Origin of the sequence: Nocardia sp. NPDC005825, assembly GCF_040630175.1 — a bacterium.
GTDB lineage: Bacteria > Actinomycetota > Actinomycetes > Mycobacteriales > Mycobacteriaceae > Nocardia.
The window spans coordinates 497,825-521,585 of sequence record NZ_JBEXXC010000005.1 but is presented as its reverse complement, the minus strand read 5'-3'; the positions used below and the strand labels follow the sequence as shown (position 1 = coordinate 521,585).

The window sequence follows — 23,761 nt, the reverse complement described above, 5'->3', positions numbered from 1 at the left end:
TCAGAAAGAGGGCCTGTTCAAAGCATTGGAAACCTTCCCGAACCGTATGAGAACGTGTTCTAATCTTCGGCGGGACCGAGATCACATTCAGATTTCGGTGCTATCGCTAGGCAGGGGCAGGAGGAATAGCGGGAATGAATGAAGTCCTTGCCGTACCGCTGCGGGCGGTCGGAGGGTTCTTCGAACTCGCCGGCGCGGTCGCTCGCGCTGCAGTACGGCCCCCGTTCCAGCGACGGGAATTCATCGATCAGTCCTGGTTCATCGCCAGGGTCTCCATGTTTCCCACGCTGATGGTGGCGATTCCGTTCACCGTGCTCGTGGTCTTCACGCTCAACATTCTTTTGCGCGAGATCGGCGCGGCCGACCTTTCGGGCGCGGGTGCGGCCTTCGGCGCGATCACCCAGATCGGCCCGATGGTCACCGTGCTCATCGTGGCCGGCGCGGGCGCGACGGCCATCTGCGCCGACCTCGGCGCTCGCACCATCCGCGAAGAGATCGACGCGATGAAGGTGCTCGGCATCGATCCCATTCAGCGCCTGGTGGTTCCGCGCGTGCTGGCCTCGATGTTCGTGGCCTTCCTGCTCAACGGCCTGGTGTCGGCGATCGGCATCCTGGGCGGCTTCGTGTTCTCGGTCTATCTGCAGGGCGTGAACCCGGGCGCCTTCGTCAACGGCATCACGCTGCTGACCCACCTCCCGGAGCTCGTGATCTCCGAGGTGAAGGCCATGCTGTTCGGTCTCGTCGCCGGACTGGTCGCCTGTTACCTGGGCCTGAACGTCAAGGGTGGACCCAAGAGTGTCGGCGACGCCGTCAACCAGACGGTGGTGTTCGCCTTCATGGCGCTGTTCGTCATCAATGTCGTGATGACCGCCATCAGCATCAAGTTCGCGGCTCGGTGATCAAGTGGCTTTCGTAATCCAGTCTCGTTTTCCCAAGGTGACCCGGCGCTTTCAGCGCTTCACCGAGGCGCTCGACTCGGTCGGCAAGCACGCGGTGTTCTACGCGCGCTCGATCGCGTCGGTGCCCAAGGCGCTGGTGCACTACCGCACCGAGACCATCCGGCTGATCGCCGAGATCTCCATGGGCACCGGCGCTCTCGCGGTCATCGGCGGCACCGTCGTGATCGTCGGCTTCCTGACCCTGGCGGCCGGTGGCACCATCGCCGTGCAGGGCTACAGCTCGCTCGGCAATATCGGCGTCGAGGCCCTGACCGGCTTCTTCGCGGCGTTCATCAACGTTCGCATTGCGGCGCCGGTTATTTCGGGCATCGGCCTGGCGGCGACGCTGGGCGCGGGTACCACGGCACAATTGGGGGCCATGCGCGTCTCCGAAGAGATCGACGCCCTCGAGGTGATGGCCATCCGGCCGGTGCCCTTCCTGGTGGGCACCCGCATGCTGGCGGGCATCCTCGCCATCATCCCGTTGTACTCACTGGCGGTCATCGCCTCGTTCCTCGCCTCGCGCTTCGCGACCGTGGTGATCTACGGCCAGTCGGCCGGTGTGTACGACCACTACTTCTCGACCTTCCTGATCCCCAGCGACATCCTCTGGTCCTTCGCCCAGGCGATCCTCATGGCCATGGCGGTCATGCTGATCCACACCTACTACGGCTATCACGCCGCGGGCGGACCGGTCGGCGTCGGCGTGGCGGTAGGTAATGCGGTGCGGGCCTCGCTGATCGCAGTCGTCATGGTGACGCTGATGATGTCGCTGGCCATCTACGGCACCTCCGGCAATTTCCATCTCTCCGGGTAGGGGCGAGACGAATATGGTTCAACAACAAGGCGGAATGGCGAGTCCGATCGGCTCACCGTTCGTCCAGAAGCCGGCGCCGAAGCGCTACCTCGAACAGGGGTGGGTGATCCGGCTGGCCGGCGCCGGCCTCGTGCTCGCGCTCGTCGCCGTCGTCGTGCTCTGCCTGGTGAGCTTTTCCGGCGGATTCACCGAAACCGCGAAGGTGACGGTCAATTCGCCGCGCGCGGGTCTGGTCATGGATCGCGACGCCAAGGTGAAGATCCGCGGCGTCGAGATCGGCCGCGTCAGCTCGATCAGCGAGACGCCCGAGGGCGCTCGCATCGAACTCGCCATGGATCCGGACAAGCTGAAGCTGGTGCCGGCCAACGCGACCGTGGACATCAACTCCACCACCGTGTTCGGCGCGAAGTACATCAACTTCGTAGAGCCGCAGAGCCCGTCGGGTTCGCTGCACGCCGGTTCGGTCGTGCAGGCCGAGGGCGTGACCGTCGAATTCAACACGCTCTTCCAGCATTTGAGCGATGTGCTCAACAAGGTGCAGCCGGAGAAGCTGAACGCCACGCTGACCGCGCTGGGCACCGCCCTGCAGGGTCGCGGCGAGAAGCTCGGCCTGCTGCTGTCGGACAGCGACGAGTTCCTCAAGCAGATCAACCCCTCGCTGCCCACGCTGCAGCAGGACCTGCGCAAGACCGCCTCGGTGACCGGCACCTACTCCGACACCGTCGGGGACCTGCTGCGTGTCACCGACAACATGCAGGTGACCGGGAAGACCATCACCGACGAGCAGGCTCGCGTGGATGACCTGCTGACCAACCTCATCGGGCTGGCCGACACCTCGAACTCGGTGCTGAAGCCGAGCGAGAACGATCTGATCAAGTCGCTGAACCTGTTGCGGCCCACCACGGATCTGCTCTTCGAGTACCGGTCGGCGCTGTACTGCACGATCATGACCTTCGGTCAGAACCTGCCGCTCATGGACGAGCTCATCGGCGGCCGGTATCCGGCCTTCGCCATGGACGCCAGCTTCATGCCCAGCGGTACGCCGTACCAGTACCCGGAGGACCTGCCGAAGGTGAACGCCACCGGCGGCCCGCACTGTGAGAACACCGTCGACCTGACGGGCGGGCAGAAGGCCAACTACCTGATGACCGATACCTCGGAGGGACACATCTGGGCGCCGGATACGAAGCCGCACGCGTCCAAGTCCGTCTTCGAGATCCTTTTCGACCAGCTGCCTGGGGTGGGTAAGAAGTGAAATTCAAACCACATGCCACCACGGTCAAACTCAGCGTCTTCGGCGTCGCCATGCTGCTGATCCTGGCGCTGCTGGTGGTCGTCTTCAGCCAGATGCGGTTCGCCCGCGAGACCAGTTATCACGGGGTGTTCACCTCGTCCTCGGGCATGCTGCCCGGGGCGAAGGTGCGCATCGCCGGCGTACCGGTGGGTTCGGTGAGCCGCGTCTACGTGGGCAAGGACCACAAGGCGCACATCGACTTCGATGTGGACCGCAAGTACCGGCTCTACGCCAGCACCAAGGCCGCGATCCGCTACGAGAACCTCACCGGCGATCGCTATCTGGAGTTGCTGGACGGCCCCGGCACGGCGACCCCGCTCCGTTCCGGCGGCACCATCGGCCTGGACCAATCCCAGCCCGCGCTGGATCTGGACATGCTGCTGGGCGGGTTCAAACCGTTGCTGCGCGGCCTGGATCCGACCCAGGTCAACAATCTGACCGAGGCCCTGCTGCAGGTCTTCCAGGGCCAGGGCGGCACCCTGGTCTCGCTGCTGAACAGCGGCGGCGACTTCGGCAAGACGCTCGCCTCGCGGGATGCCCTGATCGGCAGCGTGATCGAGAACCTCAAGACCGTGCTGTCCACCATCGACCAGCGGGATCAGGCCTTCGGCGCCACCCTGGACGAATTGCAGCGCCTGGTCAGCGGATTGGCCGCCGACAAGGATCCGATCGGCGCGGCCCTGCCCCGGATCGCCGGAGCCACCGGTGATCTCACCGAGCTGCTCAAGGCCGTCCGGCCGGACCTGAAGAACACGGTGGACCAATTGGGCCGTGCGGCCGGGGTCCTCGACGACAGTCGCGATCAGTTCCAGACGGTGCTCTCGGCGCTGCCCGACACCTACAAGAAGCTGACTCGCATCGGCGCGTACGGATCGTTCTTGAATATCTATGCCTGCAGCACGGACATCATGTTCACCGGGGCCGACGGCAAGGACGTGCGTATCGCCCTGCCCGGCAGCCAGTTCGACGGGAGGTGTGGATAAGTCATGGGACAGCGTGTGATCAATATCGGTGTCATCGGCATCGTTGTGGTCGTGAGCATCTGCCTCACCGCCCTGCAGTTCGACCGGCTGCCGTTCGTCCGCTCGGGTGCGCACTTCAGCGCGTACTTCGCCGACGCGGGCGGGCTGCTGCCCGGTGACCAGGTCCAGGTGGCCGGGGTCAAGTCCGGCCGGGTGGACAAGGTCGCGCTGGACGGCGCGAAGGTGAAGGTGTCCTTCACCCTGGACGAAGCGATCGTGCTGGGCACCAAGACCAGCGCGGCGATCAAGACCAACACCGTGCTCGGCCGCAAGTCGCTCGAGGTGGCCCCGGACGGTGACGGCGCGCTGCGCGCCGACCAGCCGATCCCCCTGGACCGCACCACTTCTCCGTACTCGCTCAACGACGCGCTGCAGGATCTCTCCGGCACCGTGAAGGATCTCGACATGGACCGGGTCAACCAGACCCTGGACGCGCTGTCGAGCACCTTCAAGGACACCCCGGCCCCGCTGCGCTCGGCACTGGACGGAATCACCCAGCTGTCCAAGAGCATCAATACCCGTGACAAGGCGCTGACGGACCTGCTGTCCAAGGCGCAGGGCGTCACCAAGGTGCTCTCGGATCGGGCGCAGAAGATCAATTCGCTGATCGTGGACGGCAACAGTCTGCTCGGTGAGCTGGATGCCCGCCGCGGTGCGATCCAGCAGCTGATCACCTACATCAACGGCCTGGCCAAGCAGCTCAGCGGCTTCGTCAACGACAACGAGGCGGCGCTGAAACCGGCTCTGGACAAGCTGAATTCGGTGCTGGCGCTGCTGCAGAAGAACAAGCAGAACATCTCCGACGCGCTCGACGCGCTCGGTCCCTACGCCGGTGCGCTGGGCGAGCAGGTCGGCAGCGGTCCGTACTTCCAGGCGTACATCGTGAACTGGAACAGCCCGGCGTTGCAGCTCCTGTCCGATGCCCTGGTCTGGCCGCAGAACCTGCCCGAGGCGTTCCAGAACACGCAACGCGGCGGTTTTCAGCAAAAGCCGATCATCACGGAGCTGCCGAAATGACGAATTTCCTCGGTAAGGTCCGCGGCTTGCCGCGGTGGACCCGGGTCGCGGCGATCGTGGCCTTGGTCGCGATCGCGGCCGGCGGCATCTACACCGGCGTCACCCGGATCGGCAAGCCGCAGATCACCGCCTACTTCCCGTCCACGGTCGGCCTGTACAAAGGCGACGAGGTGCGGATTCTCGGTGTCCGGGTGGGCACCGTCGATTCCGTGGATCCGGGCAAGGACAAGGCCGCGGTGAAGATGACTATCGACCGTGGCATCGACATTCCCGCCGACGCCAAGGCCGTGCTGGTCTCCCCGTCGGTGGTGTCGGCCCGCTTCATCCAGTTGGCTCCGGCCTACACCGGCGGCGCCAAGATGCACGACGGCTCGGTCATTCCGCTCGAGCGCACCGCCATCCCGGTCGAATGGGATGACATCAAGGTCGAATTGAACAAGCTGGCAACGTCTCTCGGCCCGGTCGGCGAGGACAAGCAGGGCACCTTCGGGCGTTTCGTCAACACCGCCGCCGACAACCTCGACGGCAACGGCCAGGCGTTCCGCGACACCCTCAGGGAGCTGTCGGCCACGCTGACCACGCTCTCGGACGGGCGCACCGACCTGTTCGGCACCATCAAGAACCTGCAGCAGTTCGTGGACGTGCTCTCCAAGAGCAACGACCAGATCGTGCAGTTCGGCGGCCGGCTCGCGTCGGTGTCGCAGGTGCTGGCGGGCGTATCCGGTGATCTCGGAGCGGGTTTGGACAGTCTGGACTCCGCGGTCTCCGACGTGAAGCGGTTCCTCGACGCGCGCGGTGGGGCGCTGAGCACCGACCTGGCGCAGCTCGCCGACGTCACCAGCACGCTGGTGGAGAAGAAGCCGCAGATCGAACAGGTGCTGCACACCGCGCCGACCGCTCTCGTGAACTTCTATCAGCTGTACAACCCCGCCCAGGGCACCGTCGCCGGCTACCCGGTATTCGCCGGCTTCAATTCACCATTGAGCTTCATCTGCGGCTCCATCGAAACACTCTCCACCGGCAACGGTGAGCAGAGCGCCAAGATGTGCGCGCAGTACCTGGCCCCGGTGATCCAGAACCTGGCGATGAACTACCCACCGCTGCTGTTCAACGACGGCACCGGCGCGACGGCGTTCCCGCACCAGCTGATTCCCAGCACGCCCGACGTCGCCGCGCGGTACGCCGCACAGGGTGAGCGGGCGCCGGTCGGGATTCCGAACGGGCTGTCGGGTCTCGCCATTCCGGGAGGAAACTGATGAATACTCGTCACCGCCGGGTGGCGGGCCTGGCGATCGGTGTAGCGGTCGCCCTGAGCGCCACCGGATGTGATTGGGACGGTCTCAACACCGTCTCCATGCCGGGTTCCGTCGGAACCGGTTCCGATGCTTGGCACATCAAGGTGCAGATGCCGAATGTCACCACCCTGACCCGTAATTCGCCGGTCCTGGTGAACGACGTGACCGTCGGCACCGTCACCGGCATCGACGTGGAGAACTGGCACGCGCTGGTCACCATCGGGCTCGACAAGAATGTGAAGCTGCCCGCCAACGCTGTCGCGAAGATCGGGCAGACCTCGCTGCTGGGTTCCAATCACGTCGAATTGGCCTCGCCGACCGACGTTCCCGCCACCGGCGAACTGCACGACGGCGACACCATCACGCTGGACCGGGCGGGCGTGTTCCCGACCACCGAGCAGACGCTGTCCTCGCTGTCGGTGGTGCTCAACGGCGGTGGCATCAGCCAGCTGGAGAACATCACCCACGAGCTGAACACGGCCTTCACCGGCCGCACCGACGCCATCCGCGACCTGCTGCCGCAGCTCAACCAGATGGTCGGGACGCTCAACGCCCAGACCACCGACATCATCAATGCCATGAGCGGGCTGGACCGACTCTCGGGAACGCTGGCGCAGGAGAAGGATCGGGTGGCCGGCGCCATCGACAACATCCATCCCGCGCTGACCGTGCTCGCGAACAAGCGGGAGAACATCACCAACGCGCTGACCGCGGTGGGCGACCTCAGTGATGTGGTGAAGCGGATCATCGACAACACCGGTGACGATCTGAAGGCCGAGATCGCCGATCTGGGACCGACTCTCGAACAGATCGCCAACACCAGTGACAACTTCAGCAAGTCGCTGAACATGATGCTGACCTTCCCGTTCCCCTTCAAGTACATCGACCGGTACATCCGCGGTGACTACATGAACGTGAAGATCACCTTCGACATCACCGCGGCTCGGCTCGACTCCAACTTCCTGACCGGAACCCCGCTGGGCGGCCGGTTCGGCGGTGTCGAGGGCGCGCTCGGCCAGGCGGCCGGGGTGGCCGGCGATCAGGGTGATCCCGGCAAGACCCCGCTGCAGCAGACGCAACCGTCCTCGACCCAGCCGTCGCCGACCGTGCCCGGCCTGCCGGGCCTCAACATTCCGGGCCTGCCCTCCATTCCCGGAATCACCGTGCCGCAAGGGGATCCGGGCAAATGAAACTGAGTCGCTTCGTCAAGATTCAGCTCGCCATCTTCACCGTGCTGACCGTCATCGGCATCACGGTGATGGGTGGGGAGTACGTGAAGCTGCCCGCCATGTTCGGCATCGGCCGCTACGACGTGACGGTGAAGCTGGCTGCCACCGGCGGTCTGTACGAGCACGCGAATGTCGCCTACCGCGGAACCAATGTGGGCAAGGTGAATTCGGTGGTGCTGACGCCGCAGGGCGTCGACGCCAAGCTGTCCATCGACTCCGATTTCAAGATCCCGTCCGATGTGGACGCCTGGGTCAAGTCGGTGTCGGCCATCGGTGAGCAGTACGTGGATCTGGTGCCCAAGGACAATCCGCAGGGCGGCAATCTGCACGACGGCTCGGTCATTCCGGTCGACCGCACCAAGCTGCCCATGGATATCGGCGGCATTCTGGATCGCACCGACCGGTTGCTCTCCAGCGTCGCCGACACTCGCCTGCAGCAGGTGATCGAGGAGGCGTTCGTCGCCTTCAACGGCGCGGGCCCGGATCTGGAACGGCTGCTCGACTCCGCGTCGCTGCTGGTCCAGGAGGCCAAGACCAACACCGACGCCACCAAGGATCTGATCGAGAAGATCGGCCCGCTGCTCGACACCCAGATCGAGTCCGACTCCGCCATCCGCGGGTGGACCAAGGACCTGGCCACCGTCACCGATCAACTGCGCGAGCACGATCCGGCGCTGCGCAATGTGATCGACAACGGCCCGGGCGCGCTCAACAAGGCCACCAAGCTGTTCGAGGACTTGAAGCCGACCGTGCCGCTGCTGGCGCAGAACCTGGTCAGCCTCGGTCAGGTCGGCGTCACCTACCACGCCAGCGTGGAGCAGTTGCTGGTCATTTTCCCGCCGCTGATCGGTGCGCTGATGACCCTCGCCAAGGGCACCCCGACCGAATACGGCGGCAAGGTCGACTTCAAGATCGGTCTCAATGATCCGAAGGGCTGCACCACGGGCTTCCTGGCGCCGGAGGACCGCCGCTCCGCCAATGACTACAAGGGTCCGGTTCCGTCGACCCCGAAGGGGCTGTACTGCAAGATTCCGCAGAACTCCCCCGACGTGGTCCGTGGTGTCCGCAACAACCCCTGTATGGACGTGCCGGGCAAGCGTGCGGCCACCGTGGAACAGTGCCACGACCCCGAGGGCTACCAGCCGCTCGGCGACAACCCGGCGTTCGGTAAGCCGAATCCGGTGGACAACAATGGCAAGCCCACGTTTGCTCCGAGTTCGCAGCAGTCGGACGGGCAACCAGGAGTCGCGCCTGCGAGCGTGACGACGAGAACGTACGATCCGAAGAGTGGCACGTATCTCTCGCCGGACGGTGTACCCACCCGCCAGGCCGATATCGGGCCCGATGGTTCCGGCATCGTGCCGGCCAATTGGCAAACAATGCTTCAGGAGCAACAACGATGAGTGATCCCACGGTGGTGAACAGCAAGAACCGGCGAAAGGCGGTGCGGTCAGAAGGACCGCCCGTCCACGACGGGGACGCGCCCTCAGTGGAGGTCACCACCGTGAAGGCCACGGGCGCCGAGGCGGTCGCCGCGACACCCGAGGCCGTCACTCCCGAAGTCGCCGACGACGACGCCGCGACCGTGAAGACGGTCGTGGCGCCGGAAGCCGGTGACGATGCGGGGGACGCCGCGGACGTTCCGGCCGTGGCGGAATCGGATGAGCCGGAGGACGAATCGCCCGAGGTGGTCGAGGGCGCTCCGGCGGTCGCGTCCGATGCCGAGGACTCCGAGTCCGATGCCGAGGACGACTCGTCGCGGGGCGGCCGCCAGTGGCCGGTCCTGCTGTTCGGCGCGGCCGCGGCGCTGTGCCTGGTCGCGCTGGTGGCCAGCCTGATCTTCTGGATCCCGGCGCACAACACCGCGAGCAAGAACGAGCAGCTGCGCGCGGACTACACCCAGACCGCCAAGCAGGCCGTCCTGAACATCACCACCATCAAGGTGGACAGTGTCAAGGACGACATCAACCGAGTGCTCTCGGTAGCGTCGGGCCAGCTCAAGGACGAGTACTCCTCGCGCAGCGACGCTTACGCCGACGTCATCAAGCAGGCGAACGTGAAGGCCACCGGCCAGGTCGTCGAGACCGCTGTCGAGTCCTACGACGACAGATCCGCGCAGATTCTCGTCGCCGCCAAGCAGAACCTCACCAATGCCGGCTCGGATCAGCCGCAGCAGCGCGTCTATCGGTTCCGTGTGACGATCGTCCACGACGGCGACAATTTCACCGCCGAGAAGCTGGAGTTCGTCTCGTGAACAAGAATCGCATCCGGATCTCGGCCATCGCGGCCGTCATGGTGGCCATGCTGGCGGCAGCCGGCTGGTTCGGCTACGACGCGTACCACATGAAGCAGCTCGACCACGCCCGCACCGATTCGGTCGCGGCCGCCCGCAAGACGGTCGAATCCATGTTCAGCTACGACTTCAACAGCGTCGACAAGGCCCTGCCCAAGGTGGCCGACGACCTCTCGGGCGGCTTCAAGGACGACTACCTCAAGCTCGTCAACGAATCCATCGCCCCCGGAGCGAAGGAAAAGCAGCTCACCGTCATCGCCTCCACCCAGGCCGCCGGTGTCATCGACTCCGACACCAAGCACGCCAAGGTGTTGCTGTTCCTCAACCAGATGACCACCAGCAAGGAGCAGCCGCAGGCCACCGCCAGCGGCAGCCGAGTCCGGGTCGACCTGAACAAGAGCGGCGACCGCTGGCTCGTCTCCGAGGTCACCCCGATCTGAGGCCGGGAAGCCTTCGGCCCCCGAGCAATCGAAGAAACCCGCGTGGCTCTCGCCACGCGGGTTTCTTCGTCGGTCGACCCGCACTCGAATGGCCGCCGGCTCGGCGCGTCTCACAGCGTGGGATGCCCCCGCTGTGAAAGATGCCGGACCGCAAGGGATTTGCGTGAAGGCCTCATCGGGCGAGGCTAAGTGGAAGCGGACCGTTCAGGATGTAACGCATGGGTACCAAGAACACGCGCTGGACCGCCGCCGATATTCCGGATCTCCACGGGCGCACCGCGATCGTCACCGGGGCCAGTGCCGGTCTGGGGCTGGAGACCGCGCTGCGGCTGGCCGAGCACGGCGCTCGGGTGGTCTTGGCCTGCCGCAACGCCGAGAAGGCCGGGGCGGCCGCGGATCTCATCCGGGCGCAGGCGCCGGACGCCGAATTGTCGTTCGTGGAAATCGATCTGGCTTCGCTGGAGTCGGTCGGGAAGGCCGCGGTGCGGCTACACGACGAGGTCGATCGGATTGATCTGCTGGTCAACAATGCCGGGATGCTGAGTCGGACACGGAGTCTCACCGAGGACGGGTTCGAGACGACGTTCGCGACCAATCATCTCGGGGCGTTCGCGTTCACCGGGCAGGTGCTGGATCTGCTGCGGGCGGCGCCGGCGGGGCGGGTGGTGGCGGTGACCACGGGGCTCGCCTCGAAGAAGGAGGCGGTGATCGAGCTGGATGATCTGTTCTTCGAGCGGCGGCGGTACAAGGGGCTTCAGGCGTACGCGCAGTCGAAGCTGGCGAATGTGTTGTGCGCGTTCGAGTTGCAGCGGCGGCTCAATGGGACCGAGGCTCGGGTGATGTCGATCGCGGCGCATCCGGGGGCGGCCGAATCGGATTTCGCGCAGAACCTCGGGCCCGTCGCCCGGGTCCTGTCGCGGCCGTCGCTGCGCTGGGCGTTCCGGTTCGCCATGCAGACCGTCGAGATGGGTGCGCTGCCGATTCTGCGGGCGGCCACCGACTCCGAGGCCGGGCCGGGAGATCTCTTCGGGCCGACGGGGTTCACCAAGGGGTACCCGGTGTTGAACGAACCCAGTGCGCAGGCCCTCGATCCGGAACTGGCGGCGCGGGTGTGGGAAGCGTCGGAACGGCTCACGGGAGTCACCTACGCGCTGTAGGACGGCGAACGCCCCCTGGAAAGCTCCAGGGGGCGTTCGGGTTCCGTGTCAGCGGCTCAGGTCCGGGTCCACGTCGTCGTCGGTGAGCAGCGCGCTGCCCGCGACCCGGTCGGTGGCCAGGGCGTCGAGGAAGGCGCGGGCCCACCGGTCGACGTCGTGGGTCAGGACCTGGCGTCGCATGGAGCGCATGCGCCGGCGGCGGGTGTCACGGTCGTCGTCGATCGCGCCGATCAACGCGTCCTTGACGCTGTCCAGGTCGTGCGGGTTGCACAGGTAGGCCTGCCGCAATTCGGCTGCCGCGCCGGTGAACTCGCTCAGCACGAGTGCGCCGTTGAGGCTGCCCTGGCAGGCCACGTACTCCTTGGCGACCAGGTTCATGCCGTCGCGCAGCGGGGTCACCACCATGACGTCGGCGGCCACGAAGAACGCGATCAGCTCCTCGCGCGGGATGGGGCGGTGCAGGTAGTGCACCACCGGATAACCCACCCGGGCGAACTCGCCGTTGATGCGGCCGACCTGGCGTTCGATATCGCCACGCATCTGCTTGTAGGACTCGACGCGTTCGCGGGACGGCGTGGCCAGCTGCACCATCACCGTGTCCGTGGGGTCGATGCGGCCGTCGTGCAGCAGCTCCTCGAGCGCGGCGAGCCGGATGTCGATGCCCTTGGTGTAGTCGAGGCGGTCGACACCCAGCAGGATCGTCTTCGGATTGCCCAGTTCCGCACGGATCTTCGCGGCCCGCTCCCGCACATCGCGGCGGCGCGAATACTCGTCCAGCTCCGCGGAGGTGATGGAGATCGGGAACGCGCCCACCCGCACGGTGCGGAAACCCACCTGCACCACACCGAGTTTCGAACGCACGCCCACATTGCCGCGCGACGTCGGCTGCCCGGCCAGCCTCCTGGCCAGATACAGGAAGTTCTGCGCGCCGCCCGGGAGATGGAAGCCGATCAGGTCGGCGCCGAGCAGGCCCTCGACGATCTCGGTGCGCCACGGCATCTGCATGAACAGTTCCACCGGCGGGAACGGAATGTGCAAGAAGAAACCGATGGTCAGGTCGGGGCGCAGCATGCGGAGCATCTTCGGCACCAGCTGTAGCTGGTAGTCCTGGACCCACACGGTCGCGCCCTCGGCGGCCACCTTCGCGGTGTACTCGGCGAAACGCCGATTCACCTGCACGTACGCCTGCCACCACTGGCGGTCGTAGACGGGCCGCACGATCACATCGTGATACAGCGGCCACAGCGTCGCGTTGGAGAAGCCCTCGTAGTAATCGGCGACCTCGTCGCCCGACAACGGGACGGGATGGAGTTCCAGACCGTCCTCGACGATCGGATCGAGCTCCACGTCCGGGACGCCGGCCCAGCCGACCCAGGCGCCCTTGTTATTGCGCAGTACCGGTTCCAGTGCCGTCACCAGGCCGCCGGGGCTGCGCTTCCAGCGAGTGGTTCCGTCGGGCAGGCGCTCCAGGTCCACCGGGAGCCGGTTGGCGACGACGACGAAACCGGAGCCGGAGCTATCCGGGTGCACGGGTCATTCGCCTCGCGTCGGAGCGATGCCCAGCATCGACAGCAGCATGCGGCATTCGTCGGCGTCCGTGGCGTACGCCGCCACCACGCGCTGCGCCTGGCGAGCGGTTTCGTCGGCGAGCGGCTCCAGATCGTCGTCCGCGATGTCGTTTGCGCCGGTCTTCGCGGCCATCTCATGTCCTCTCGGAGAAGTCTGCTCGGTGCGAGGAGTCCATCGTATCTGCCAGGCAAGTCGGGCCTCGCCGCTGCGTGCATTGCGAGCCCTAACCGCAATGCGACCGGGGACGAAACAATCCGTCGCCCCGGACCTATACGGTGGACGCAAAGAGAGTGGCAACACCTGATGTGTGAGGGGTCGCAAGCATGCCGTTGGCGACGGTGAACGGAATCTCGCTGAACTACCAGGTCAAGGGAGACCGGTCCAAGGGCACCGACGTCAAGGGGTCGGCGCCGCTGATCGTCATGATCATGGGCACCGGCAGCGGCGGCCGGGTCTGGGAACTGCACCAGGTCCCCGCGCTGGTCGCGGCCGGATACCGGGTCTGCACCTTCGACAACCGCGGCATCGCGCCCTCCTTCGAATCGCCCGCCGGGATCACCATCGAGGACCTGGTCCGCGACACCGTCGCCCTGATCGAATTCCTCGGTGAGGGGCCGGTCTTCCTGGTCGGCCAGTCGATGGGCTCGCGAGTCGCGCAGGAAGTGGCGCTCGCTCGCCCCGACCTGGTTCGCAAGGCCGTGTTCATGGCCGGACACGCCCGGCTCGACCAGTTCCAGAAGACGCTCGGCGTCGGCGAGCACGACCTCGACGACGCCGGCGTGCGGCTGCCCGCCAAATACGAGGCCGCCATGACCGCCCTGATGAACCTGTCCCCGGCCTCGCTGGCCGACCAGCACGCCGCCCGCGACTGGCTCGACCTGTTCGAATTCACCGGCGGCCCGGTCACCCCGGGCGTGCGGGCGCAGCGCCGCATGGACCACGATTTCGACCGCACCGCGGCCTATCGGGGCATCACCGTGCCCTGCCTGGCGCTGGGCTTCGCCGACGACCGGATGATCCCGCCCTACCTCGCACGAGAGGTCGCCGATATCATTCCGGGTGCCCGCTACCAGGAGGTTCCCGACGCCGGGCACTTCGGCTACCTGGAACAACCGGAGGTCGTCAATAAGATCCTTGTCGAATTCTTCGTGGCCTGAACGAAGTGTAGGTAACCGCCCAGCGGTAACGCCTGCCTTGCTAGGGTCGAATCAACGTCGGGGGCTCGTTCCAACACTGCGGTGGCTGGACGATCCGTCTACGTACCCGTACACAGCGCCAGTATCCAGTGAGGTGAAATGAGCACCAATCCCTTCGATGACGAAGACGGCCGGTTCTTCGTCCTGGTCAACGATGAGGAACAGCACTCCCTCTGGCCGGCCTTCGCCGAGGTTCCGGCGGGTTGGCGAGTCGTGTTCGGCGAGGACTCCCGCGCCGCATGCGTCGAGTACGTCGAGAAGAACTGGACCGACATGCGGCCCAAGAGCCTGCGTGACGCCATGGCGGCGGACGACGCGGCTCGTCAGGCGGCCCAGTCCTGACACTCAGCGGTTAGTCCGATACTGCGCGAACGACTTCCGAACGCGGCCGTCGATGCCACGAGCGTCGACAGGCCGCGTCCCGGTGTTCGCAGCCAGCATCGTTCCGACCGGGAAGCCGGCTTTTCCGCGCAGCCGGCCACCCCGGTTATGATGGCTCCGCTTTCCGCCTCCTTAGCTCAGTGGTAGAGCACCGCTCTTGTAAAGCGAAGGTCGTCAGTTCAATCCTGACAGGGGGCTCGTGAACGAACGCCGGTCGAGACATCGACCGGCGTTCGTCGTATCCGGGGGTCCCGGCGCGTTCGCAGGAAACTCCCAGGGAAGGACCAGCGTTCTCGCGGGCGCGGCGCAGAATATGAGGCCATGACAGGTGTGCCTGCGCAAGGACGCGAACCCGAGGCCAAAGTGCTCGTCGTCGACGACGAGCCGATGATCGTCGAGTTGCTGTCCGTGAGCCTGCGGTATCAGGGCTTCGAGGTCGCCAGCGCCGCCAGCGGGACCGAAGGGCTGGACCGGGCCAAGACCTTCCGGCCCGACGCCATGATCATCGACGTGATGATGCCCGGCATGGACGGATTCGGGCTGCTGCGGCGGCTGCGGGCCGACGGGATCGACGCGCCGGTGCTGTTCCTGACCGCCCGCGACGATGTGGACGACAAGATCACCGGGCTGACGCTCGGAGCCGACGACTACGTCACCAAACCGTTCAGCCTCGAGGAAGTGGTGGCCCGGCTGCGAGTGATCCTGCGCCGCGCCGGACGCTCCGCGCCGGAGACCAAGTCCTCGCGGCTGCGGTTCGCCGATATCGAGCTCGACGACGACACCCACGAGGTGTGGAAGGCGGGCGAACCGGTCGCCCTGTCGCCCACCGAGTTCACGCTGCTGCGGTACTTCCTGGTCAACGCGGGCACAGTGCTGAGCAAGCCACGGATCCTGGACCACGTGTGGCGCTACGACTTCGGCGGCGAGGTCGGCGTGGTCGAGACCTACGTGTCGTACCTGCGCAAGAAGGTCGACACCGGGCCCGATCGGCTCATCCACACGCTGCGCGGGGTCGGATACGTGATGCGGGAGCCGCGCGGTCGCACGGCGGCACAGTGAACGCGGCCGAGGCGGCTCGCGGACTGCGCGGCAAGATCGCCGACCGGCTCGCCGCGGTGCCGCTGCGCACGACCCTGGTGCTGGCGCTGGTGTCGCTGGTCGGGTTCGGGCTGCTGGTCTCCGGGATCGCGGTCACCTCGCTCATGCGCAACGTGCTGGTCGAGCGCATCGACCGGCAGCTGTCCGACGCCGCCCACAGCTGGGCCGCGCCCGGCGCGCAACGACCCGAACCGCTGCCCACCGTGCGCGGGCGGGAACGGCCGCCGCACCTGTACTGGGTGCAGGTGCGTGACACCGCCGGACAGCCGACGCTGACCCTGACAGCAGGGGTGCAGGAACCCGACGTGCCCGCCGATCTCGGCGGCAAGCCGCGCACGGTCGGGTCGATCGGGGCCTCCGGTGAGGAATGGCGGGTGCTGCGGACCGTCAACGATCAAGGCACCAGCACCATCGCGCTGCGCATGGACGAGACGAACTCGCTGCTGGACAAGCTGATCGTGCTGCAACTGGTGATCGGCGCGCTGGTGCTGGCGGCCCTGGCCGCGGTGGCGCGCATGGTGATCCGGCGCAGTCTGCGGCCGTTGCGGGAAGTCGAGGGCACGGCCGCCGCCATCGCGGGCGGCGACCTGCATCGGCGAGTTCCGGTGCGCGGCACCGACACCGAGGTCGATCACCTCTCGCAGTCGCTGAACACCATGCTGACCCAGATCCAGCAGGCCTTCGCCGCCACCGAGGCGTCGGAGGAGGCGGCCCGCCGCTCCGAGGCCAAGATGCGGCAGTTCGTCGCCGACGCCAGCCACGAACTGCGCACCCCGCTCACCACCATCAAAGGGTTCTCCGAGCTGTACCGGCAGGGCGCGATCACCGAGCCCGACCTGCTCATGGACCGCATCGAACGCGAATCCAACCGGATGGGCTTGCTGGTCGAGGATCTGCTCATGCTGGCCCGGCTGGACGCGCAGCGGCCCGTCGAACGGCGGTCGGTGGATCTGCTCATGCTGGCCAGCGACGCCGTGCACGGGGCGCGCGCCCTGGCGGCGGCGCAGCATCCGGAAGGGCCGGAACGCAAGATCGACCTCGAGATCCGGCCCGGCCCCGGCACTTTGGAGATCCTCGGCGACGAGACGCGGCTGCGGCAGGTGCTCGCCAACCTGATCAACAACGCGCTCGTGCACACCCCGCCGGACGCGGAGGTGGCCGTGCGGCTCACACCCGCCGCGAGCGAGGTGCTGATCGAAGTGGCCGACACCGGGCCGGGATTGGCGGCCGAGCAGGCCGAGCGCGTGTTCGAGCGGTTCTATCGCACCGATGTGTCGCGCAGCCGGGTCAGCGGCGGGACCGGGCTGGGACTGTCGATCGTGCAGGCGCTGGTGGCGGCCCACGGGGGAGCGGTGTCGGTGACGAGTGCGCCGGGGGAGGGCACGACGTTCACCGTGCGGCTGCCGCGCGCGAAGGAGTGAGCCGGCTACCGGCGGGTGCGCGCTGTGGGCGCGCACCCGGTCGGGTCACTCCGGGACGTTCGCGCCGTAGCCGAGGTCGCGCAGGGCCTGCTTGATCATGGCCTGGGCCTCGTCCAGGGATTCGGGGCTGGGCTTCGGGTCGGCGCCGGAGATGTCGAAGTTGCCCATCGAGAAGGCCGGGAACACGTGCACGTGCAGGTGCGGCACCTCGAGTCCGGCGATGAGCAGGCCCGCGCGCGGGGCATCCCAGGCGGTGCGCACGGCCTGACCGATCTTCTGGGCGACGCCGGTGAGACGGGCCATGGTGCCCGGATCGACGTCCTGCCACTGGTCGATCTCCTTGCGCGGCACCACCAGGGTGTGTCCCTGCGTCACCGGGGCGATCGTGAGGAAGCCGACGAATTCGTCGTCCTCCCAGACGAACCGGCCGGGCAGCTGACCGTCGATGATTGCGGAGAAAACAGAAGCCATAGACCCGGACCTTACGCGCGGGCGCGCGAGCCCGTGCGCACGCACGAACAGACCGCTACCCGCGGCGTCAACCCAGCCCTCTAAGCTGTTCGCCGTGCGCGTACTCGTCATCGGTTCCGGAGCCCGTGAACATGCCCTCGTCCTGGCACTGCGCAAGGACCCGGCGGTGACCGCGGTCTACGCGGCGCCCGGCAATGCCGGCATCGCCCAGCATGCCGAGGTGCGGGCCGTCGACGCCTCCTCCGGCGACGAGGTGGTGGCGCTGGCTCAGGAGCTGGCCGCCGACCTCGTGGTGGTCGGACCCGAGGTGCCGCTGGTGCTCGGTGTGGCCGACGCGGTGCGTGCGGCCGGGATCCCGGTGTTCGGCCCGTCGGCCGCCGCCGCGCGGATCGAAGGCTCGAAGGCGTTCGCCAAGGACGTGATGAACGCGGCCGGCGTGCGGACCGCGCACAGCGAGATCGTGGATCACCCGGGCGAATTGGATGCGGCGCTGGACCGTTTCGGCCCGACCTGGGTGGTCAAGGACGACGGGCTGGCCGCGGGCAAGGGTGTCGTGGTGACCCCGGACCGGTCGGTCGCCCGTGAGCATGGGGCCGAACTGCTCGAGCAGGGCCACCCGGTGCTGCTGGAGTCGTTCCTCGACGGCCCCGAGGTGTCGCTGTTCTGCCTGGTCGACGGTGAGACCGTGGTGCCGCTGCTGCCCGCCCAGGACCACAAGCGGGTCGGCGACGGCGACACCGGCCCGAACACCGGCGGCATGGGCGCGTACACGCCGCTGCCGTGGCTGCCCGAGGCCACCCTGCAGGCCATCGTCGACGACGTGGTCAAGCCCGTCGCCGCCGAGATGGTGAAGCGCGGAGTGCCGTTCAGCGGCCTGCTCTACGCCGGCCTCGCCATCGGCCAGAACGGCCCCGCCGTGGTCGAATTCAACTGCCGCTTCGGCGATCCCGAGACCCAGGCCGTGCTGGCCATGCTGGACAGCCCCCTCGGGGAACTCCTGCACGCCACCGCCACCGGCACCCTCGACCAGGTCGCCGCGCCGCGCTGGAAGGACGGCGCGGCCGTCACCGTGGTGCTGGCCGCCGAGAACTACCCGGCCCGCCCGCGCAGCGGCGACGTCATCACCGGCGCCGAATCCACCGGCACCGGAGTCGAATCCGAGGTGCTGCACGCCGGTACCGCGCAGCGTGAGGACGGCGCGCTGGTGTCCGCGGGCGGCCGCGTCCTCGCCATCGTCGGCCAGGGCGCCGACCTGGTCGAGGCCCGCAAGAACGCCTACGAGCGCCTCGCCGGAATCAAGCTGCCGGGCGGCCACTTCCGCACCGACATCGCCCTGGCCGCCACCGAGGGCCGCATCACGGTGCCGACCGCGAACTGAATCCCGCTCGCCGCGGCCGACTCCGGCACCGCGACCGACGAAAGAATGCCCGCCCGAACCTGGTTCGGGCGGGCATTCTCGTATTCGTCCGAAGCCCAGCCGTATCCCGTACCGGGGCCGGGATCAGCCGAGGACGATGCCGCGTTGGGCGAGCCAGGGTTGGGGGTCGACGTGCTGGCCGTTGATGACTATCTCGAAGTGGAGGTGGGGGCCGGTGGAGTCGCCGCGGTTGCCGATGCGGGCGATCTGCATGCCCGCCGGGACGCGTTCGCCGACGGAGACCGAGAAGTCGTACATGTGGCCGTAGACCGAGATGGCGCCGTCGTCGTGGCGGATGCGCACCCAGAGGCCGAAGCCCTGGGCCGGGCCCGCGTCGATGACCGTGCCGGCCGCGACCGCGTAGATCGGTGATCCCAGCGGGGCGGCGATGTCGATGCCCGCGTGGAAAGTGCCCCAGCGCGCGCCGAATCCGGAGGTGAACAGGCCCTTCGCGGGCAGCGCGAAACCGCCGACGCCCGGGAGCACGAATCCCGGCGGCAGCGTCGCGTCCGGGGACGGGGTCAGCCACGGCTGCGGCTGACCGGCCACGGCCGCTGCCGCCTCGGCCTTGGCACGTTCCAGGGTCGCCGCCGCGGCAGCCGAGACCACGGCCTGCTCGCGCAGGTGTTCACCATTGTTGATGGCGTCCATGTACCGCTTCGACGATTCCCGCGTGGCCTGGATCTGCAACGGGTACTGCACCGGAATGCGCACCGCCACACCGGGACTCACCGCGGCGTCGGTGGGGATCAACCCCAGCGCCCCGTCCGCGCTCGCGAACACGAGTACCGCCGTCATCCCCCCGATCAGCACCCGATGCTGAATGCTCCACGCTCGCACCACCGGCCACTGCCGCCGCGCCTCCGCCCGCCCCCGCCGCCCTAGCTCGACAGCTTCGCCCCACGAGCGCGGCCGCCGCGACCACAACTCGACGGCCCGTGCTCGCGCGATCGGCGCATATACCCGCAGATACGCGATCACCCGCCCGACGAGCTGAACCACCCACCGCCCGGCCCGCTTCGAAGCCTTACGGACCGGCGACGGTCTTTCATCGCCCGGCAGTGACCGCAGCCCGGGTGTGTATGTCTCGGTGGCCGGAAAGCGGCCACGCTGCCCACCCCGGTCCACGTCCGTGTTCGGTGGCTCGCCGCTCTCGGTTGCAGGCCGAAGGTCGGTGGTGGCCTCGGCGCGCCGGAGCATGCGGCGCATCGCGGCCCCCGCCCGGAGTGGCTGACGGCCGCGGCCCTCCGAGGATTCGTCCGGTGCGGGTGAGGTGGGCTGGGGTGGGGTGGTGTCCGGGGTGTTCCCGGTGGTTGCTGGTCCCCCCTGCACAGCGGCCTCCTCAGGCATTCGCACGACCGTTCCCGGACAGCCGGGGGAGCGGGTGCTCTACCGTCTGTCGGGTGCGTATCGAATCTCGCCGGTCGACCATTCCACCTTTTTACGTGATGGACGTCTGGAAAGCAGCAGCTGAACGGGCTCGGACCCACGGCGACGTGCTGGTGCTGGCCGCGGGGCAGCCTTCCACGCCCGCTCCGGAGGCGGTTTTGCGGGCCACCAAACAGGCCATGGATACCGAATTGCTGGGTTATACCGAGACATTCGGGGTTCTGGCGTTGCGGGAGGCCATCGCCGAGCACCATCGGAGCACCTACGGGGTGCGGGTGGAGGCGGACGATGTCGTGGTCACGACCGGGTCGTCCGGTGCGTTCACACTGCTGTTCCTGGCCGCGTTCGACGCCGGGGACACCGTGGTGGTGGCGCGGCCCGGGTATCCGGCCTACCGGAACACGCTGACCGCGCTGGGCTGTGACGTGGTGGAGCTGGACTGCGGTCCGGAGACTCGGTTCCAGCCGACCGTGGCCATGCTGGAGGCGCTGCCCGAGCCGCCCGCGGGGTTGATCGTGGCCAGCCCGGCCAATCCGACCGGCACCATGATCGCGCCGGAGGAGCTGGCGGCGCTGGCCCGCTGGTGCGACGCGCACGGGACGCTGCTCATCTCGGACGAGATCTATCACGGCATCGTCTATGACGACACGGAACCGACGTCCTCCGCGTGGGAGACCTCGCGGGAGTCCGTCGTGATCGGCTCGGTGTCGAAGTACTTCTCGATGACGGGTTGGCGGCTGGGCTGGATGCTGGTGCCGCAGTCGCTGCGTCCGGCGCTGCAACGGCTCGCGTCGAACATGACCGTGTGCCCTCCAGCTATTTCTCAGTTTGCGGCGGTGCACGCGTTCGGTCCGGAAGCCAAAGCCGAACTGGACGGTCATGTGAAACGCTATGCGGCAAATCGCCAGCTGCTGCTGTCGGGCCTGCCGAAGCTTGGAATCGCCGACCTCGCCCCCGCCGACGGCGCGTTCTACGTTTACGCGGATATCGCGCACCTGACCGATGATTCGATGCGCTGGTGCACCGAGGTGCTCGACGCGACCGGTGTGGCACTCGCCCCCGGCATCGACTTCGACACCCGCCACGGCCATCACACCGTTCGCTTCTCGTTCGCCGGAGCCGCCGCCGACATCGAAGCGGCACTGGACCGGTTGGAACGGTATTTGGCCTGATCTGCCAAGAGGATTGAGCGCGGTGGGCAAAATGAACACAGCGCCGCTGATGACTGGCACGATTGCACCGTGACCACTGCGACGACTCCGAAAGGCGAACGGCGTCGCCATGCACTGGTTTGTGCCGCCGCCGAGCTACTGCTCGAGGGTGGCTTCGAGGCGGTCCGGCACCGCTCGGTGGCGACCCGGGCGGATCTGCCGCTCGCGTCGACCACCTACTACTTCGAATCGCTGGAGGACCTGATCGCGCGCGCGGTCGAATTCTCCGGCACCGCCGAACTCGAGGCCATGCGCCGCCGGGTCGGCGAGGTGACGCACCGCCGCCGCGGCGCGGAGGCGACGGTCGAACTGGTGCTGGACCTGTTGGTGGGCCCCGAGATTCAGGACGAGGACGCGCGCGGCCAGTTGATCGCCCGCTACGAACGCTCCGTCGCCTCGGCCCGCCACCCCGAACTACGAGAGGTCCAGCTGCGACTACGCGCCCAGCTGGACGAACTGCTGACCGATGTCCTGCGTCGGTCCGACCGGGTGGTCCGCCCGGAACAGACCCGCCGTCTGGTGGCGGTAGTCGATGGGGCGGTGGTGACCGCGCTCGGTGAGTTCGACCCCCAGCCCCGCCGCATGGCGCGCGGGGCGCTCCTGGAGATCATCGACATCGTCGCCCCACCGGCTTAACCCGCAGCACACAGCCGGTAAACTGGCACAACGTGAGTCTTGTGCCGAACGTCCTCGCCACCCGTTACGCCAGCCCCGAGCTGGTTCACCTCTGGTCGCCCGAGAACAAGATCGTGCTCGAGCGGCGGCTGTGGCTCGAGGTTCTCCGGGCGCAGGCCGAGCTGGGGATCGATGTTCCGGCCGGTGTCGTCGAGGACTACGAGCGGGTCATCGATCAGGTCGATCTGAAGTCCATCGCCGAGCGTGAGCGGGTCACCCGCCACGACGTGAAGGCGCGAATCGAGGAGTTCAACGCGCTCGCGGGCCACGAGCACGTGCACAAGGGCATGACCTCCCGCGACCTCACCGAGAATGTGGAACAGCTGCAGATCCGGCTGTCGCTGCAGCACGTGTACGGCCACGGCGTGGCCATCGCGGCGCGGCTGGCCGAGCGCGCGGCCCAGTACCAGACCCTGGTGATGGCGGGACGCTCGCACAACGTGGCCGCGCAGGCCACCACCCTCGGCAAGCGATTCGCTTCCGCCGCAGACGAATTGCTCATCGCGCTGACCCGGCTGCGGGAGCTCATCGACCGCTACCCGCTGCGCGGCATCAAGGGCCCGATGGGCACCGCCCAGGACATGCTGGACCTGCTCGGCGGCGACGCGGCCAAGCTGGCGCAGCTGGAGCAGAAGGTGTCCAAGCACCTGGGCTTCGCGAACGTCTTCACCAGCGTCGGCCAGATCTACCCGCGCTCGCTGGACCACGACGTGATCTCCGCGCTGGTGCAGGTGGGCGCCGGCCCGTCCTCGTTCGCGCACACCATTCGCCTGATGGCGGGCCACGAGCTGGTCACCGAGGGCTTCCAGCCCGGCCAGGTCGGCTCCTCGGCCATGCCGCACAAGATGAACACCCGCTCCTGCGAGCGCGTCAACGGCCTGCAGGTGGTGCTGCGCGGCTACGGCTCGATGGCCGCCGAGCTGGCGGGCGCCCAGTGGAACGAGGGCGACGTGTTCTGCTCGGTGGTGCGCCGCGTCGCGCTGCCGGACGCCTTCTTCGCCATCGACGGCATGATGGAGACCTTCCTGACCGTGCTGGCCGAGTTCGGCGCCTACCCGGCCGTGGTGGACCGCGAGCTCAACCGCTACCTGCCGTTCCTGGCCACCACTCGCATCCTGATGGCGGCGGTGCGTGCGGGCGTGGGCCGCGAGACCGCGCACGAGGTCATCAAGGAGCACGCGGTGGCGGTGGCGCTGGCCATGCGTGAGCAGGGCCGCGAGCCCGATCTGCTGGACCGGCTGGCCGCCGACGACCGGATGCCGCTGGACCGGGCCGCCCTGGACGCGGCGCTGGCCGACCGGTCCGCCTTCATCGGCGCGGCCGAGGCGCAGACCGCCGAGGTGATCGCCCAGGTGCAGAAGCTGGTGGACGCCGACCCGGCGGCGGCCCGCTACACCCCGTCGCCGATTCTGTAGGGGTACAACGACTCTC

The 23,761-nt window shown here is 67.5% G+C and carries 23 protein-coding genes and 1 tRNA gene; 20 read left to right on the top strand and 4 right to left on the bottom strand.

Translation table 11 applies throughout. The features are described 5' to 3' along the window. The first annotated feature begins 134 nt into the window (after positions 1–134). The 11 genes from ABZ382_RS17425 to ABZ382_RS17375 all read left to right on the top strand — a co-directional run bounded on the left by ABZ382_RS17425 (position 135) and on the right by ABZ382_RS17375 (position 11,502). Entirely contained in the window at positions 135–899 is a 765-nt protein-coding gene (locus ABZ382_RS17425; protein ID WP_357089734.1) for an ABC transporter permease, read from the top strand. Between the two features lie 4 nt (positions 900–903). After that, positions 904–1,755 (top strand): ABC transporter permease, encoded by an 852-nt coding sequence (locus tag ABZ382_RS17420; protein WP_357089732.1) that lies wholly within the window; start codon positions 904–906, stop codon positions 1,753–1,755. Between the two features lie 34 nt (positions 1,756–1,789). Then, positions 1,790–3,010, top strand: a complete 1,221-nt coding sequence (locus tag ABZ382_RS17415) for an MCE family protein (RefSeq protein WP_357089729.1) — start codon at positions 1,790–1,792, stop codon at positions 3,008–3,010. After that, positions 3,007–4,032 carry an MCE family protein gene (locus ABZ382_RS17410; protein ID WP_357089726.1) on the top strand — a complete coding sequence of 342 codons (1,026 nt, stop codon included), beginning with the start codon at positions 3,007–3,009 and terminating at the stop codon, positions 4,030–4,032. The genes ABZ382_RS17415 and ABZ382_RS17410 overlap by 4 nt, the downstream gene beginning before the upstream one ends. A 3-nt stretch (positions 4,033–4,035) precedes the next feature. Further along, entirely contained in the window at positions 4,036–5,088 is a 1,053-nt protein-coding gene (locus ABZ382_RS17405) for an MCE family protein (protein WP_357089724.1), read from the top strand. After that, positions 5,085–6,344: an MCE family protein gene (locus ABZ382_RS17400; RefSeq protein ID WP_357089723.1), complete on the top strand. Its 1,260-nt coding sequence runs from the start codon at positions 5,085–5,087 to the stop codon at positions 6,342–6,344. The genes ABZ382_RS17405 and ABZ382_RS17400 overlap by 4 nt, the downstream gene beginning before the upstream one ends. Further along, the gene (locus tag ABZ382_RS17395; RefSeq protein ID WP_357089720.1) at positions 6,344–7,573 is read left to right on the top strand and encodes an MCE family protein; all 1,230 of its coding nucleotides are present in this window, start codon (positions 6,344–6,346) and stop codon (positions 7,571–7,573) included. The genes ABZ382_RS17400 and ABZ382_RS17395 overlap by 1 nt, the downstream gene beginning before the upstream one ends. Next, positions 7,570–9,015, top strand: coding sequence for an MlaD family protein (locus ABZ382_RS17390; protein WP_357089717.1), 1,446 nt, complete (start codon positions 7,570–7,572; stop codon positions 9,013–9,015). The genes ABZ382_RS17395 and ABZ382_RS17390 overlap by 4 nt, the downstream gene beginning before the upstream one ends. Beyond that, positions 9,012–9,866: a hypothetical protein gene (locus tag ABZ382_RS17385; RefSeq protein WP_357089714.1), complete on the top strand. Its 855-nt coding sequence runs from the start codon at positions 9,012–9,014 to the stop codon at positions 9,864–9,866. The genes ABZ382_RS17390 and ABZ382_RS17385 overlap by 4 nt, the downstream gene beginning before the upstream one ends. Continuing rightward, positions 9,863–10,345, top strand: a complete 483-nt coding sequence (locus tag ABZ382_RS17380) for a h domain protein (protein ID WP_357089712.1) — start codon at positions 9,863–9,865, stop codon at positions 10,343–10,345. Before ABZ382_RS17385 ends, ABZ382_RS17380 begins: the two co-directional genes overlap by 4 nt. 218 nt (positions 10,346–10,563) lie before the next feature. Further along, entirely contained in the window at positions 10,564–11,502 is a 939-nt protein-coding gene (locus tag ABZ382_RS17375) for an oxidoreductase (protein ID WP_357089710.1), read from the top strand. 48 nt (positions 11,503–11,550) lie between these two features. On the opposite strand, the gene ABZ382_RS17370 is transcribed toward ABZ382_RS17375, so the two are convergent. Next, positions 11,551–13,032, bottom strand: a complete 1,482-nt coding sequence (locus tag ABZ382_RS17370; protein WP_357089708.1) for a trehalose-6-phosphate synthase — start codon at positions 13,030–13,032, stop codon at positions 11,551–11,553. Positions 13,033–13,035: 3 nt separating this feature from the next. Continuing rightward, positions 13,036–13,203, bottom strand: coding sequence for a hypothetical protein (locus ABZ382_RS17365; protein WP_167659823.1), 168 nt, complete (start codon positions 13,201–13,203; stop codon positions 13,036–13,038). A gap of 191 nt (positions 13,204–13,394) precedes the next feature. Here ABZ382_RS17365 and ABZ382_RS17360 point away from each other — a divergent pair, with 191 nt between their 5' ends. From ABZ382_RS17360 to ABZ382_RS17340, 5 genes are all read left to right on the top strand, one after another. Continuing rightward, the gene (locus ABZ382_RS17360; protein ID WP_357089706.1) at positions 13,395–14,228 is read left to right on the top strand and encodes an alpha/beta hydrolase; all 834 of its coding nucleotides are present in this window, start codon (positions 13,395–13,397) and stop codon (positions 14,226–14,228) included. A gap of 138 nt (positions 14,229–14,366) precedes the next feature. Next, positions 14,367–14,609, top strand: a complete 243-nt coding sequence (locus ABZ382_RS17355) for an MbtH family protein (protein ID WP_019931522.1) — start codon at positions 14,367–14,369, stop codon at positions 14,607–14,609. A 165-nt stretch (positions 14,610–14,774) separates the two neighbouring features. Then, positions 14,775–14,846 (top strand) — tRNA-Thr (locus ABZ382_RS17350). A 123-nt stretch (positions 14,847–14,969) separates the two neighbouring features. Further along, a complete protein-coding gene (locus ABZ382_RS17345) occupies positions 14,970–15,707 on the top strand; it encodes a response regulator transcription factor (RefSeq protein WP_357089703.1) in 738 nt (245 codons plus the stop codon). Then, a complete protein-coding gene (locus ABZ382_RS17340; RefSeq protein WP_357089700.1) occupies positions 15,704–17,167 on the top strand; it encodes a HAMP domain-containing sensor histidine kinase in 1,464 nt (487 codons plus the stop codon). The genes ABZ382_RS17345 and ABZ382_RS17340 overlap by 4 nt, the downstream gene beginning before the upstream one ends. Before the next feature lie 45 nt (positions 17,168–17,212). Here the strand turns inward: ABZ382_RS17340 and ABZ382_RS17335 are convergent, their stop codons facing one another. Further along, complete coding sequence (locus tag ABZ382_RS17335) at positions 17,213–17,638, bottom strand: HIT family protein (protein WP_357089697.1); 426 nt, start codon at positions 17,636–17,638, stop codon at positions 17,213–17,215. A 94-nt stretch (positions 17,639–17,732) separates the two neighbouring features. Between ABZ382_RS17335 and purD the strand changes: the two genes are divergently transcribed. Continuing rightward, positions 17,733–19,016, top strand: coding sequence for a phosphoribosylamine--glycine ligase (purD, locus tag ABZ382_RS17330; protein ID WP_357089695.1), 1,284 nt, complete (start codon positions 17,733–17,735; stop codon positions 19,014–19,016). Between the two features lie 123 nt (positions 19,017–19,139). On the opposite strand, the gene ABZ382_RS17325 is transcribed toward purD, so the two are convergent. After that, positions 19,140–19,898, bottom strand: coding sequence for a M23 family metallopeptidase (locus tag ABZ382_RS17325; RefSeq protein WP_357089950.1), 759 nt, complete (start codon positions 19,896–19,898; stop codon positions 19,140–19,142). 560 nt (positions 19,899–20,458) lie between these two features. On the opposite strand from ABZ382_RS17325, the gene ABZ382_RS17320 reads away from it, so the two are divergent. The 3 genes from ABZ382_RS17320 (at position 20,459) to purB (ending at position 23,745) form a co-directional block, all read left to right on the top strand. Next, the gene (locus ABZ382_RS17320) at positions 20,459–21,616 is read left to right on the top strand and encodes a pyridoxal phosphate-dependent aminotransferase (protein WP_357089692.1); all 1,158 of its coding nucleotides are present in this window, start codon (positions 20,459–20,461) and stop codon (positions 21,614–21,616) included. Positions 21,617–21,685: 69 nt separating this feature from the next. Next, positions 21,686–22,291, top strand: coding sequence for a TetR family transcriptional regulator (locus ABZ382_RS17315; protein ID WP_357089689.1), 606 nt, complete (start codon positions 21,686–21,688; stop codon positions 22,289–22,291). Between the two features lie 32 nt (positions 22,292–22,323). Continuing rightward, a complete protein-coding gene (gene purB / locus ABZ382_RS17310) occupies positions 22,324–23,745 on the top strand; it encodes an adenylosuccinate lyase (protein WP_357089686.1) in 1,422 nt (473 codons plus the stop codon). The last annotated feature ends 16 nt before the right edge of the window (positions 23,746–23,761 follow it).

Coding starts and splice junctions, on each gene's coding strand:
- ABZ382_RS17365 (WP_167659823.1), bottom strand. CDS start 13,203: ATGGCCGCGAAGACCGGCGCAAACGACATCGCGGACGACGATCTGGAG.
- ABZ382_RS17425 (WP_357089734.1), top strand. CDS start 135: ATGAATGAAGTCCTTGCCGTACCGCTGCGGGCGGTCGGAGGGTTCTTC.
- ABZ382_RS17395 (WP_357089720.1), top strand. CDS start 6,344: ATGAATACTCGTCACCGCCGGGTGGCGGGCCTGGCGATCGGTGTAGCG.
- ABZ382_RS17415 (WP_357089729.1), top strand. CDS start 1,790: ATGGCGAGTCCGATCGGCTCACCGTTCGTCCAGAAGCCGGCGCCGAAG.
- ABZ382_RS17405 (WP_357089724.1), top strand. CDS start 4,036: ATGGGACAGCGTGTGATCAATATCGGTGTCATCGGCATCGTTGTGGTC.
- ABZ382_RS17390 (WP_357089717.1), top strand. CDS start 7,570: ATGAAACTGAGTCGCTTCGTCAAGATTCAGCTCGCCATCTTCACCGTG.
- ABZ382_RS17335 (WP_357089697.1), bottom strand. CDS start 17,638: ATGGCTTCTGTTTTCTCCGCAATCATCGACGGTCAGCTGCCCGGCCGG.
- ABZ382_RS17385 (WP_357089714.1), top strand. CDS start 9,012: ATGAGTGATCCCACGGTGGTGAACAGCAAGAACCGGCGAAAGGCGGTG.
- ABZ382_RS17355 (WP_019931522.1), top strand. CDS start 14,367: ATGAGCACCAATCCCTTCGATGACGAAGACGGCCGGTTCTTCGTCCTG.
- ABZ382_RS17360 (WP_357089706.1), top strand. CDS start 13,395: ATGCCGTTGGCGACGGTGAACGGAATCTCGCTGAACTACCAGGTCAAG.
- ABZ382_RS17345 (WP_357089703.1), top strand. CDS start 14,970: ATGACAGGTGTGCCTGCGCAAGGACGCGAACCCGAGGCCAAAGTGCTC.
- ABZ382_RS17400 (WP_357089723.1), top strand. CDS start 5,085: ATGACGAATTTCCTCGGTAAGGTCCGCGGCTTGCCGCGGTGGACCCGG.
- ABZ382_RS17375 (WP_357089710.1), top strand. CDS start 10,564: ATGGGTACCAAGAACACGCGCTGGACCGCCGCCGATATTCCGGATCTC.